Annotated in this window: 11 protein-coding genes; 8 read left to right on the top strand and 3 right to left on the bottom strand. The window is 75.0% G+C overall.

Annotation, left to right across the window (positions count from 1 at the left end; genetic code table 11):
• Positions 1-29 precede the first annotated feature (29 nt).
• On the top strand, positions 30-1,460 hold the full coding sequence (locus AC07D6_RS11855; RefSeq protein WP_315880796.1) for a sensor histidine kinase: 1,431 nt from the start codon (positions 30-32) through the stop codon (positions 1,458-1,460).
• Between the two features lie 36 nt (positions 1,461-1,496).
• Here AC07D6_RS11855 and AC07D6_RS11850 read toward each other — a convergent pair whose 3' ends face one another.
• The gene (locus AC07D6_RS11850; RefSeq protein WP_479043534.1) at positions 1,497-2,546 is read right to left on the bottom strand and encodes a TAXI family TRAP transporter solute-binding subunit; all 1,050 of its coding nucleotides are present in this window, start codon (positions 2,544-2,546) and stop codon (positions 1,497-1,499) included.
• Positions 2,547-2,682: 136 nt separating this feature from the next.
• Here AC07D6_RS11850 and miaB point away from each other — a divergent pair, with 136 nt between their 5' ends.
• Both miaB and AC07D6_RS11840 read left to right on the top strand, forming a co-directional pair.
• On the top strand, positions 2,683-4,197 hold the full coding sequence (miaB, locus tag AC07D6_RS11845) for a tRNA (N6-isopentenyl adenosine(37)-C2)-methylthiotransferase MiaB (RefSeq protein WP_315880794.1): 1,515 nt from the start codon (positions 2,683-2,685) through the stop codon (positions 4,195-4,197).
• Between the two features lie 79 nt (positions 4,198-4,276).
• A complete protein-coding gene (locus tag AC07D6_RS11840) occupies positions 4,277-5,011 on the top strand; it encodes a class III extradiol ring-cleavage dioxygenase family protein (RefSeq protein WP_479043532.1) in 735 nt (244 codons plus the stop codon).
• A gap of 76 nt (positions 5,012-5,087) precedes the next feature.
• Here the strand turns inward: AC07D6_RS11840 and AC07D6_RS11835 are convergent, their stop codons facing one another.
• Positions 5,088-5,345 carry an antitoxin gene (locus tag AC07D6_RS11835; RefSeq protein WP_479043531.1) on the bottom strand — a complete coding sequence of 86 codons (258 nt, stop codon included), beginning with the start codon at positions 5,343-5,345 and terminating at the stop codon, positions 5,088-5,090.
• Between the two features lie 78 nt (positions 5,346-5,423).
• Positions 5,424-5,714 (bottom strand): hypothetical protein, encoded by a 291-nt coding sequence (locus AC07D6_RS11830; protein WP_315880791.1) that lies wholly within the window; start codon positions 5,712-5,714, stop codon positions 5,424-5,426.
• Positions 5,715-5,896: 182 nt separating this feature from the next.
• Between AC07D6_RS11830 and miaA the strand changes: the two genes are divergently transcribed.
• The 5 genes from miaA to AC07D6_RS11805 all read left to right on the top strand — a co-directional run bounded on the left by miaA (position 5,897) and on the right by AC07D6_RS11805 (position 12,210).
• Positions 5,897-6,835 carry a tRNA (adenosine(37)-N6)-dimethylallyltransferase MiaA gene (gene miaA, locus AC07D6_RS11825; protein ID WP_315880790.1) on the top strand — a complete coding sequence of 313 codons (939 nt, stop codon included), beginning with the start codon at positions 5,897-5,899 and terminating at the stop codon, positions 6,833-6,835.
• 106 nt (positions 6,836-6,941) lie between these two features.
• The gene (locus AC07D6_RS11820; protein WP_315880825.1) at positions 6,942-7,412 is read left to right on the top strand and encodes a hypothetical protein; all 471 of its coding nucleotides are present in this window, start codon (positions 6,942-6,944) and stop codon (positions 7,410-7,412) included.
• 72 nt (positions 7,413-7,484) lie between these two features.
• On the top strand, positions 7,485-8,357 hold the full coding sequence (gene dapF / locus AC07D6_RS11815) for a diaminopimelate epimerase (protein ID WP_479043529.1): 873 nt from the start codon (positions 7,485-7,487) through the stop codon (positions 8,355-8,357).
• A 179-nt stretch (positions 8,358-8,536) separates the two neighbouring features.
• Positions 8,537-10,621: a RelA/SpoT family protein gene (locus AC07D6_RS11810; RefSeq protein ID WP_479043528.1), complete on the top strand. Its 2,085-nt coding sequence runs from the start codon at positions 8,537-8,539 to the stop codon at positions 10,619-10,621.
• A gap of 131 nt (positions 10,622-10,752) precedes the next feature.
• Positions 10,753-12,210, top strand: a complete 1,458-nt coding sequence (locus AC07D6_RS11805) for a M1 family metallopeptidase (protein WP_479043527.1) — start codon at positions 10,753-10,755, stop codon at positions 12,208-12,210.
• The last annotated feature ends 14 nt before the right edge of the window (positions 12,211-12,224 follow it).

The raw sequence follows: 12,224 nt of genomic DNA, 5'->3' as shown, positions 1-12,224 counted from the left end.
CCGACGCCCGACGAAACGGCCGGCGACCTGTGCGTACGCGTCTCCTCCCCCTGCTCATCGTCCTCATGGCGGGCGTGCTCCTCGCGCTCGGCTTCCCGCTCGCGGGCAGTCTCGCCGCCGCACGGCAGCAGAAGGTGGTCGTCGACCGGATCGACGACACGGCCCGCTTCGCCGCCATCGCCCAGGACGCCACCGGGGCCGGCCCCGGCGTCGACGAGCGGCGCGTGACCCTCCAGGGCGAACTCGCCCGGTACCACGACGTGTACGGGATCAAGGCGGGCGTGTACTACCGCGACCGCACGGCCCTGGCCGCCGCGCCCGGCGGGTGGACCGTACCGGAGGAGGGGGAGCTGAACCGGGCGTTCGGCGAGGCCCTGCTCGGCCGCCGGTCGCACGATCCGCCGCAGGTCTGGCCCTGGCAGGACGACCCCCGGCTGGCCGTCGCCTCACCCGTGGTGCGGGACGGGGACGTGGTCGCCGTGGTGGTCACCGACTCGCCGACGGGGCAGCTGCGCTCCCGCATCCTGCACGGCTGGCTGCTGATCGCGCTGGGGGAGTGCGCGGCGATGCTCCTGGCCGTCGGTGCCGCGTTCCGGCTCACCGGCTGGGTGCTGAAGCCGGTCCGCGTCCTGGACGCGGCCGCCCACGACATCGCGACGGGACGGCTCACCTCGCGGGTCGCCGCGTCGGGCGGCCCGCCGGAACTCAGGCGCCTGGCCCGGTCGTTCAACGAGATGGCGGACCACGTCGAGGAGGTGCTGGAGCAGCAGCGCGCGTTCGTCGCCGACGCCTCGCACCAGCTCCGCAACCCGCTCGCCGCGCTGTTGCTGCGCATCGAACTCCTCGCGCTGGAACTCCCCGAGGGGAACGAGGAGGTCGCCTCCGTCCGCACGGAGGGCAAGCGCCTCGCCCGGGTCCTCGACGACCTGCTGGACCTGGCCCTGGCCGAGCACGCCTCCGCGGACCTGCGGCTGACGGACATCGGGCAGTTGGCGGCCGAACGCGTCGCGGCCTGGCGCCCGCTCGCGGACGAGAAGGGCGTCCGCCTGACCGGCCGCGGGCCCGCGGCCGTCACCGCCTGGGCGGACCCGGTGGCGCTCTCCAGCGCCCTGGACGCCGTGATCGACAACGCCCTCAAGTTCACCCCGCCGGGCGAGGAGGTGACCGTCGGGACGGCGGCGAGCGGCGACGCGTCGACGATCGTCGTGGCCGACCGCGGACCGGGGCTCACGGACGAGGAGCTCGACCGGGTCGGCGACCGCTTCTGGCGCAGCGGCCGACACCAGAACGTCAAGGGCTCCGGCCTCGGCCTGTCCATCTGCCGGTCCCTGCTCGCCGCGGGCGGCGGCTCGGTCACCTTCGCCCACAACGACCCCCGCGGCCTGCGCGTGACCCTCACGGTGCCGCGCACGGCGCCCGAGGAGACGGCACCGGCCGCGCCCCCGCGTGAGACCGCGTGAGACCCGCGCGGGAGGCCGCGGGCCCGGGCGGCCGGGCTACGGCTTGACCGAGCGGTAGTAGCGGCGGGCGCCCTCGTGGAGGGGCAGCGGATCGGTGTAGACCGCCGTGCGCAGGTCCACCAGTTGCGCGGGGTGGACCACGCGGCCGATGCGGTCCCGGCTCCCGATCACGGTGCGGGTGACGGCCTCGGTGAGCCCGGCGTCCATCCGGTCCGTCGTCACGAGCAGGTTCGCCACGGCCACGGTCTGCACCGGCTCACGGCTGGGGATCCTGGCGTAGGCGTCCATGGGGATCATGGCGGAGCGGTAGTGGCGGTTGAGGCCGTCCTCGCCGCCCGCCGTGCCGGTGCCGGAGCCGTGCCCGGCCCCGAGGGCGTGCACGGCGTCGAGCAGCTCCGTCTCCAGGGGGACCAGCCGGACCGGGAAGCGCTCCGAGAGCCGCAGGATGGCGCTGGTCGGCAGCCCCCCGGACCAGAAGAACGCGTCGAGCCGCCCCTCCTCCATCAGTTCCGGCATGGTGTCGATCCCGGCCGGCACCGCCCGCACGTCCGTGGCCGGGTCCAGCCCCGCCGCGGTCAGCAGCCGGTCCGCGAGCAGCCGCACCCCCGATCCGTCCTGCCCGACCCCCACCCGCAGGTCGCCCAGGTCGCGCACCGAACCGACCGTCGACCCCTGCGGGACCACCAGCTGGACGTAGTCGTCGTACAGCCGGGTGCAGCCGCGCAGGCGCTTCCAGCCGGGCCGCCTCTCCTGGATGTACGTCGCGACGGCGTCGGCCGTGGCGATGGTGAAGTCGGCCTCGCCGGACGCCAGGCGCGCGAGGTTCTGCTGGGAGCCCTCGCTGTCGCGCAGCTCCGTCGCCACCCCGGGCAGGTCCCGCCGGAGCGCCTCCCGCAGCAGCTCGCCGTACCGCTGGTAGACGCCGCTCGGAACCCCCGTGCTGAACGTGATCCTCCCCCGCGGCCCGGTGTCCCCGGCCGGCCAGAGCCACCAGGCCAGCACGGCCGACACGACCAGCAGCACGGCGCCGGCCCGCACCGCCCGGCGGCGCGGGGGGCGGGGCGGCGAGGGCGGGGCGGAGAACATGGCGCGATCCTGCCAGCCCGCCCCCGCCGGAGGGAACCGTGCTCCCCGCCGCTCCCGGGCCACCGGCCGCTCCGGGGGAGGCGCGGGGTTCCCGGCCCGGGGCCGGGGCGCCTCCGGCACCGCCTACCCTTGTTCCATGACCAGCAGCGACCGGAGCCAGACAGTGGACGTCACGCGTACCTATGCAGTTCGCACCTACGGGTGCCAGATGAACGTCCACGACTCCGAGCGTCTCTCCGGTCTGCTGGAGGACGCCGGGTACGTACGCGCCCCCGAGGGCGCCGACGAGGCCGATGTCGTGGTCTTCAACACGTGCGCGGTGCGCGAGAACGCCGACAACAAGCTCTACGGCAACCTCGGCCGCCTCGCCCCGGTGAAGGCCCGCAAGCCCGGCATGCAGATCGCCGTCGGCGGCTGCCTCGCCCAGAAGGACCGCGACACGATCGTGAAGAAGGCGCCGTGGGTCGACGTCGTCTTCGGCACGCACAACATCGGCAAGCTGCCGGTGCTGCTGGAGCGCGCCCGCGTCCAGGAGGAGGCGCAGGTCGAGATCGCCGAGTCGCTGGAGGCGTTTCCCTCCACGCTGCCGACCCGCCGCGAGTCCGCGTACGCGGCGTGGGTCTCGATCTCCGTCGGCTGCAACAACACCTGCACGTTCTGCATCGTCCCGGCGCTCCGGGGCAAGGAGAAGGACCGCCGGCCCGGCGACATCCTCGCCGAGGTCGAGGCGCTCGTCGCCGAGGGCGTCTCCGAGATCACCCTCCTCGGCCAGAACGTCAACGCGTACGGCTCCGACATCGGTGACCGCGAGGCGTTCGGCAAGCTCCTGCGCGCCTGCGGGAAGGTCGAGGGCCTGGAGCGCGTCCGCTTCACCTCACCGCACCCGCGCGACTTCACCGACGACGTCATCGCGGCGATGGCCGAGACGCCGAACGTGATGCCGCAGCTCCACATGCCGCTGCAGTCCGGCTCGGACAGCGTCCTGAAGGCGATGCGCCGGTCGTACCGCCAGGAGCGCTTCCTCGGCATCATCGAGAAGGTCCGCGCCGCCATCCCGCACGCCGCGATCTCCACCGACATCATCGTGGGCTTCCCCGGCGAGACCGAGGAGGACTTCGAGCAGACGCTGCACGTCGTCCGCGAGGCCCGCTTCGCGCAGGCGTTCACCTTCCAGTACTCCAAGCGCCCCGGCACGCCCGCCGCCGAGATGGAGGGCCAGGTCCCCAAGGAGGTCGTGCAGGCCCGTTACGAGCGGCTGGTCGCGCTCCAGGAGGAGATCTCCTGGGAGGAGAACAAGAAGCAGGTCGGCCGCACGCTGGAGGTCATGGTCGCGGAGGGCGAGGGCCGCAAGGACGACGCCACCCGCCGCCTCTCCGGCCGCGCCCCCGACAACCGCCTCGTCCACTTCACCCGGCCGGACGAGGACGTGCGCCCGGGCGACGTGGTGACCGTCGAGATCACGTACGCGGCCCCGCACCACCTGCTCGCGGAGGGCCCCGTCGCCGCGATCCGCCGTACGCGCGCGGGCGACGCCTGGGAGCGGCGCAACGCCGTCCGGGCGCCCGAGCCGGCCGGTGTCATGCTCGGCCTGCCCCAGATCGGCGTCCCCGCCCCGCTGCCCCCGGCCGCGGACGGCTGCGCGGTGGGCTGAGCCCGCCGGCCCGCCCGGGCCCGGCCGGGACGCCCCGTCCCGACCGGGCCCGGGCGGGTCTCGCGTTACGCTGCGGATCATGCTTGTCGCCGCAGCCGTCTGCCCCTGCCCGCCGCTCCTCGTCCCCGCCGTCGCCGCCGGTGCCGCGCCCGAACTGGACGACGTGCGCGCGGCCTGCCTCGACGCGATCGGCGTGCTGGCCGCCGCGCGCCCCGACCGGCTCGTGGTCGTCGGCCCCGACCCGGGGGCCGACCCCGGCGCGGGCGGCACCGTGCCGTACCCGGAGGGCACCGCGGGCGGTTTCCGCGGGTTCGGCGTGGACCTCGACGTACGGCTCGGGCCCGGCGGGGCGGAGGGCGCTGCCGCGGCCCGCGCGCTGCCGCCGGCGCTGGCCGTGGCCGCCTGGCTGCTCCAGCGCGTCGACTGGGCGGACGCGCCCGTGGAGGGCGTCGGCGTCGCCGAGCGGCTGGAGCCCGCGCGCTGCTCGGCGGCCGGCCGGGAGCTCGCCGCGCGGGCCCCGCGGGTCGCCCTGCTCGTGATGGGCGACGGCAGCGCCTGCCGCACCGTCAAGGCGCCCGGGTACCTCGACGAGCGCGCCGCCGGTTTCGACGAGCGCGCCGCCCGTGCCCTCGGCGCCGCCGACACGGCCGCCCTGGCGGCGCTGGACGCCGGTCTCGCGCACGAGCTGAAGGCGGCCGGCCGCGCCCCGTGGCAGGTCCTCGCGGGAGCCGCGCACGCCGCTTCCCCGGAGGGCCGGCTGCTCTACGAGGGCGCCCCGTACGGCGTCGGCTACCTGGTCGCCGCCTGGTCCTGAACGCGGCGGCGCGCGGTCGTGGAGCGTCGTGCTCCACGACCGCGCGCCGCGCCGCGCACCCCGGACCGGACGGCGGTCAGACCGGCGGCGGTGCGGGCGGGGCCGGCGGGGCACCGCCCCCGTCGTCCCGGTGGGCGAGCCGGTCCACGGCGTGCCTGGCCTTGACCGTGCCGGACTCGATCTTGTCGCTGTACTTGCCCCTGGTCCTCTGGTCGACCATCCGGGCGGCCTTCTCGATGCCGTGGTCGATCCTGTCGCCGTGCTGCTGGGCGAGGTCCGAGACCTTTCCCCTGGCCGGGGCGAGCTTGGTCTTCAACGTGTCCAGGAAGCCCATGACCCACCTTCCCTCGAACTGACCGGTTCGCGCCGGGCCGGCCCGGCGGACCGGCTCTGCCGGCTGTGCCCGCCCGGCCTACTTGCGGGCGCCTTCGCCCGCCTCGTTGTCCGCCGCCTCCTCGGCCGACTGCTGCTTGGGGATCTCCACGCCCTCGGCCGCCCCCTCCGGGGCCGTCCCGCCGGACGCGGCCTCCGCGGCCGCCTCCTCGGGGCGCTCCCCGCTCTCCGGCCCGCCGGGCGCCGCGTCCTCCTCGGCCCGCTCCTCCGGCTCGGCCGTCAGCGCGGTGTCCGCCGCCGTGTCGGCGGTGGCTTCGGCAGTCGGCTCGCCTTTCTCACCCTTCCGGCGAAACCATGCAAAAACGCCCATATCAACTCCATAGCGTACTCGTGCGGGCGGAATCCCGCGCTGTCCGGAGCGCCCCATTGCGTCGCCCGGCGGGGCCGGTCCGTGAACCGGCGGTCGGAACCTCGCAACTGGCAACGACGCCGACCGTGCTCCGTCACGTAACTCGTTCGGGGACACCCCCCGATGTTTGCGAGACTGGGTCGGTGAGCAGCACACTCCCCGCCCCCCGCGTCATCGCCGTCGTCGGCCCCACCGCAGCCGGAAAGTCCGATCTGGGCGTCCACCTGGCGCGGGAGCTCGGCGGCGAGGTCGTCAACGCCGACTCCATGCAGCTGTACCGAGGGATGGACATCGGCACCGCCAAGTTGACCCCCGAGGAGCGCGGCGGGATCCCCCACCACCTCCTCGACGTCTGGGACGTCACCGAGACCGCCAGCGTCGCCGAGTACCAGCGGCTGGCCCGCGCGGAGATCGACCGGCTGCTCGCCGAGGGCCGCACCCCCGTCCTCGTCGGCGGCTCCGGACTGTACGTCCGCGGCGCCATCGACGCCCTGGAGTTCCCCGGTACCGACCCCGACGTCCGCGCCCGCCTGGAGGCGGAGCTGGAGGAGCGCGGCCCCGGCGCCCTGCACGCCCGGCTCGCCGCCGCCGACCCCGACGCGGCCCGCGCCATCCTCCCCAGCAACGGCCGCCGCGTGGTGCGGGCGCTGGAGGTCATCGAGATCACCGGCAGGCCCTTCACCGCCAACCTCCCGGGACACGACTCCGTCTACGACACGATCCAGATCGGCGTCGACGTCGAACGCCCCGAACTGGACGCGCGCATCGCCGCGCGCGTGGACCGGATGTGGGAGGCCGGACTGGTCGACGAGGTGCGCGCGCTGGAGGAACGGGGCCTGCGCGAAGGCCGTACGGCCTCCCGCGCCCTCGGCTACCAGCAGGTCCTCGCCGCGCTCGCCGGGGAGTGCACCGAACGGGAGGCGCGCGACGAGACCGTGCGCGCCACCAAGCGCTTCGCGCGCCGTCAGGACTCCTGGTTCCGCCGCGACCCGCGGGTCCGGTGGCTCAGCGGCGCGGCCGCCGACCGGGGGGAACTCCCGCGCCAGGCGCTGACGTTCGTCGAACGAGCGGTTACAGCCTGATCACGTGATGGCATCGGGACGTCCTGCCCGTCATCCCGGCGGCCGTGTCCGTGCCATCATCGAGCATCGATCGACCAGTGGATCCGAGTGGGGAGGGCGCGTGGCGATGGAGGCCGGCCCTCGCGACAGAGAACGGCGAGAGGCGCCGGACGGCGAAGACCCGCAGGCGCAGGACGCGCCGCGGCTCAGCCCGGACGGCCCCGAGCTGACCGAGGACGGGGCGCAGGACATCACCCCCGACGAGGTCGAGGTGGAGCTGCGCCCGCAGCGGCGCCTGCGCATCTGGCAGCTCGCCCCCATCGTCGGCCTCGGCGCGCTCGGCTCCCTGATGTTCGCCTTCCCCCTGGCCTTCGGGTCGGGCGACGGCGGCGCCGTCCTCGCGATGCTCGGACTGCTGCTCTGCGGCTGCGCGGCCGGCTGGGGCATGATGGCCGCCCGCCGCGTCGGCCACACCTGGCCCGGCCTGCCCCCGCGCGGCTCCGGCGAGCGCCCCGACTGGCGCGTGATCGCCCTGTACGCCGCCGGGGTCACCCTGCTGGTCGCCCTCGCCGTCTGGCGCGTCGCCCGCCTCCGCTGACGCGGCCCGCCGAAGCGGTCCACCGACCGGACGTCTCCGCCGCCGCCGCACCGACCCCGTACGATTGATCGCGTGAGCACCGCACCCCTCGCCTTCCTCAAGGGCCACGGCACCGAGAACGACTTCGTGATCGTGCCCGACCCGGACAACGCCGTCGACCTGTCCGCCGCCCTGGTGGCCAGGGTCTGCGACCGGCGCGCCGGGATCGGCGGCGACGGGGTGCTGCACGCCGTCCGCAGCGCCGCCCACCCCGAGGCCCGCCACATGGCCGACGAGGCCGAATGGTTCATGGACTACCGCAACGCCGACGGTTCGATCGCCGAGATGTGCGGCAACGGCGTCCGCGTCTTCGCCCGCTACCTGGAGCACGCCGGCCTCGTCGCGGCCGGTGACATCGCCGTGGCCACCCGCGGCGGCGTCAAGCGGGTCCACCTCGCCAAGAACGGCGACGTCACCGTCTCCATGGGCCGCGCCGTCCTCCCGGAAGCCGGTGTCACGGTCACCGTCGAGGACCGGAGCTGGCCCGCGCGCAACGTCAACATGGGCAACCCCCACGCGGTCGCCTTCGTCGAGGACCTCGCCCACGCCGGCTCCCTCTCCACCGAGCCGCTCTACGCCCCCGCCGCCGTCTACCCGGACGGCGTCAACATCGAGTTCGTCGTCGACCGCGGCCCCCGGCACGTCGCGATGCGCGTCCACGAGCGCGGCGCCGCCGAGACCCGCTCGTGCGGTACGGGCGCCTGCGCCGTCGCCGTCGCCGCAGCCCGCCGCGACGGCGTCGACCCGGCCGCGACCGGCACGCCCGTCACGTACACCGTCGACGTCCTCGGCGGCACGCTGGTGATCACCGAGCTGCCCGACGGGCAGATCGAGATGACCGGACCCGCCGTGATCGTCGCCGAAGGCCGCATCGACCCCGCCTGGCTCTCCGAAACGGCCGTCTGAGCCTCCGGAGCGATCACGGAGCGAAACCGTACGTGCGTAAACCTCGCTCGAATGGGTGATCCCGTTCACGCTGAGCGAGAGCGCGACTGCGCCGCGTGGTGGGCTCGGTAGCATCAAGCACCGGCAGGGCGGCGACGCCGTACCCGTCCACCGCCGGTCGACGCCGCCGGAGGTGCCCCATGAGCGCAGAGGCCACCAACCCCAGTGCCACCGGCCGCAGGCGCGGCCTCCCCAGAATCGACCTGCGCAGACTCGGCCGCGCCGCGCTGCTCGGTCCCACCGGCCGCGACCGGCTGCCCGACGCCATCGGCCACGTCGCGGACGCCCACCGCGCCCACCACCCCGACGCCGACCTGGCCGTCCTCCGCCGCGCGTACGAGTTGGCGGAGTCGTCCCACCGCGGCCAGTTCCGCAAGAGCGGCGAGCCCTACATCACCCACCCCCTGGCCGTCACCCTCATCCTCGCCGAACTCGGCGCGGAGACCACGACCCTGACGGCCTCCCTCCTCCACGACACGGTCGAGGACACGGAGGTGACCCTCGACCAGGTCCGCGAGGAGTTCGGCGACGAGGTCGCCTACCTCGTCGACGGCGTCACCAAGCTGGAGAAGGTGGACTACGGTGCCGCCGCCGAGCCCGAGACGTTCCGCAAGATGCTCGTCGCCACCGGCAACGACGTCCGCGTCATGTCCATCAAGCTCGCGGACCGGCTGCACAACATGCGCACCCTCGGCGTCATGCGCCCCGAGAAGCAGGCGCGCATCGCGAAGGTCACCCGCGACGTCCTCATCCCCCTCGCGGAGCGGCTCGGCGTCCAGGCCCTCAAGACCGAGCTGGAAGACCTGGTCTTCGCCATCCTCCACCCCGTCGAGTACGAGCGGACCCGCGCCCTCATCGCGGAGAACGCCACCGCCGGCGACGCCCTCGCGACCGTCGCCGCCGACGTGCGCGCCGTCCTGCGGGAAGCCGGGATCCCGGCCGAAGTCCTCGTCCGCCCCCGCCACTTCGTCTCCGTGCACCGGGTCAGCCGCAAGCGCGGCGAACTGCTCGGCACCGACTTCGGGCGGCTGCTCGTCCTCGTCGGGGAGGACGCCGACTGCTACGCCGTGCTCGGCGAGCTGCACACCTGCTTCACCCCGGTGATCTCCGCGTTCAAGGACTTCATCGCCGCTCCCAAGTTCAACCTGTACCAGTCGCTGCACACGGCCGTCGCCGCGCCCGACGGCGCCGTCGTGGAAGTCCTCATCCGCACCCACCAGATGCACCGGGTCGCGGAGGCCGGCGTCGTCGCCCTCGGCAACCCCTACGCCGTCCCCGCCGACGCCTCCGACACGGCCGACGAGGGGGAGCGCGCCGACCCCACCCGCCCCGGCTGGCTCTCCCGCCTCCTCGACTGGCAGCAGTCCGCGCCCGACCCGGACACGTTCTGGACCTCGCTGCGCGCGGACCTCGCCCAGGACGGCGAGATCACGGTCTTCCTGCCCGACGGCGGCACCCTCGCCCTCCCCGCCGGCGCCACCTGCGTGGACGCCGCGTACGAGCAGTACGGCACGGCCGCCCACGCCTGCGTCGGCGCGCGCGTCAACGGCCGCCTCGCCACCCTCGGCACCGTCCTGCGCGACGGCGACACCGTCCAGCCGCTGCTCGCCGAGGACGCCGGCTCCGGCCCGTCCCCCGACTGGCTGGACCACGCCCGCACCCCCACCGCCCGCATCGCCATCGACCACTGGCTCGCCACCCACCCCCACGGCGCCGACGCGCCGGCCGCCGACCCGCGCCCGCCCGCCTCCGTCGTCACCGGTCGCAGGCCCACGGCCAACGCCGTCGTCGACGCGCCGCACACCGGCGTCCGCCTGGCCGGCTGCTGCACGCCCGTACCGCCCGACACCGTGACCGGGTTCGCCGTGCGCGGCGGCGCCGTCACCGTCCACCGCGCGGAGTGCCCCGCCGTGCACCGGATGGAGAGCCTCGGGCGGCAGCCCGTGACCGTGCGCTGGAGCGGTGCCGCGGCCTGTCGCGTCACGCTCGTCGCCGAGGCGTTCGGCCGGCCCCGGCTGCTCGCCGACCTCACCGAGGCGATCGCCACGGCGGGTGCCGCGATCGTCTCCGCCACCGTCGAACCCCCCAGCGAACAGCGGGTCCGCCACACGTACACGCTGCGGCTCCCCGACGCGTCCGGCCTGCCCGCCCTGATGCGCGCCATGCGCGACGTACCCGGCGTGTACGACGTGAGCCGCGCGCAGCACCCGGCCCCGGCGCAGTAGCGGGCCCGCGGGCGGCGAGGCGCCCGGCGACCGCCGGACGGGCCACCGCGGGCCCGCGCGCGGCGCTCGTTCGGGTGCGCCGGGAGCGCGCCGTCCCGAAGCGGGCCGGGCGCGCTGGTAGCGGTGGCTCCATGTTCCTCACCTCCCCACGCCTGCGCGCCGTCCTCCTCGCCGCGACGTCCGCGGGGCTCATCGCGGCGGCCGTGCCCGCCCCCGAGCCGCTCGGCATCGGCGACCCCCTCTTCCCGCACCTCGGCAACCCCGGCTACGACGTCCTCGCGTACGACATCGCCCTCACCTACGGCGGCGACAACCGCAAGGCCCTCGACGCCCTCACCACGATCGACGCGCGGACCACCGGCCGGCTGGAGCGCGTCAACCTCGACTTCGCCCACGGCACCGTCGAGTCCGTGACCGTCGACGGCCGCCCCGCCGACTTCGCCGGCGTGGAGGAGGACCTCGTCGTCGAGCTCGGCCGGCCCGTCGACGCCGGTACGCGGATCAGCATCGCCGTCACCCACACCAGCGACCCGGCCGCCGACGCGGAGGGCGGCTGGGTCCGCACCTCCGACGGCCTCGCCATGGCCAACCAGGCCGACGCCGCCCACCGCGTCTTCCCCTGCAACGACCACCCCGCCGACAAGGCCCGCTTCACCTTCCGCGTCACCGCGCCCAAGGACCTCGTCGCCGTCGCCAACGGCCAGGCCGTCGACCACGTCGTCACCGGGTCCACCGCGACCTGGACGTACCGCGGCGCCCACCCCATGGCGACCGAGCTGGCCCAGGTCTCCATCGGCCGCTCCGCCGTCGTCCGCCGCACCGGCCCGCACGGCCTGCCCCTCCGCGACGTCGTCCCGGTCGCCGACCGGGAGCGGATGGAGCCCTGGCTGAGGAAGACCCCCGGCCACCTGCGGTGGATGGAGGACAGGGTCGGCCGCTACCCCTTCGAGACGTACGGCGTGCTGGTCGCCGACGCGACCACCGGCTTCGAGCTGGAGACCCAGACCCTCTCCCTCTTCGAGCGCGGACTGTTCACCCGCACCGACCTGCCCGAGTGGTACATCGAATCGATCATGGTCCACGAGCTGGCCCACCACTGGTTCGGCAACAGCGTCACCCCCCGCGCCTGGTCCGACCTGTGGATCAACGAGGGCCACGCCACCTGGTACGAGGCGCTGTACGCGCAGGAGACCGGCCAGGCCCCCCTGGAACGCCGCATGCGCGACGCGTACGCCGCGTCCGACCAGTGGCGCGCCGCCGGCGGCCCCCCGGCCGCGCCCCACCCGTCCGCACCGGGCGACAAGAGCGGCCTCTTCCGGCCGGTCGTCTACGACGGCAGCGCCCTCGTCCTGTACGCCCTGCGGCAGGAGATCGGCGTCACCGCCTTCGACGAGCTCCAGCGGCGCTGGGTGACCGAGTACGCGCACGCCACCGCCGGCACCGCCGACTTCGTCCGCCTCGCCTCCGACACCGCGGGCCGCGACCTCACCGGTTTCCTGCGCGGATGGCTCTACGGCGAGAAGACCCCGCCCATGCCCGGCCACCCCGACTGGCGCAGCAAGGCCCCGTCGAACGGGAAACCCGCGTGACGGACCCGGCCGCA

Source organism: Streptomyces sp. NPDC045287, assembly GCF_056432325.1.
The sequence above is the reverse complement of the archived record's forward strand: the minus strand, read 5'-3'. Positions and strand labels throughout refer to the sequence as shown.

What these genes read in the sequence shown, in the direction of transcription:
- AC07D6_RS11820 (WP_315880825.1), top strand. Translation starts at nt 6,942, where the DNA reads ATGGAGGCCGGCCCTCGCGACAGAGAACGGCGAGAGGCGCCGGACGGC.
- AC07D6_RS11810 (WP_479043528.1), top strand. Translation starts at nt 8,537, where the DNA reads ATGAGCGCAGAGGCCACCAACCCCAGTGCCACCGGCCGCAGGCGCGGC.
- miaB (WP_315880794.1), top strand. Translation starts at nt 2,683, where the DNA reads ATGACCAGCAGCGACCGGAGCCAGACAGTGGACGTCACGCGTACCTAT.
- AC07D6_RS11830 (WP_315880791.1), bottom strand. Translation starts at nt 5,714, where the DNA reads ATGGGCGTTTTTGCATGGTTTCGCCGGAAGGGTGAGAAAGGCGAGCCG.
- AC07D6_RS11850 (WP_479043534.1), bottom strand. Translation starts at nt 2,546, where the DNA reads ATGTTCTCCGCCCCGCCCTCGCCGCCCCGCCCCCCGCGCCGCCGGGCG.
- AC07D6_RS11840 (WP_479043532.1), top strand. Translation starts at nt 4,277, where the DNA reads ATGCTTGTCGCCGCAGCCGTCTGCCCCTGCCCGCCGCTCCTCGTCCCC.
- AC07D6_RS11805 (WP_479043527.1), top strand. Translation starts at nt 10,753, where the DNA reads ATGTTCCTCACCTCCCCACGCCTGCGCGCCGTCCTCCTCGCCGCGACG.
- AC07D6_RS11835 (WP_479043531.1), bottom strand. Translation starts at nt 5,345, where the DNA reads ATGGGCTTCCTGGACACGTTGAAGACCAAGCTCGCCCCGGCCAGGGGA.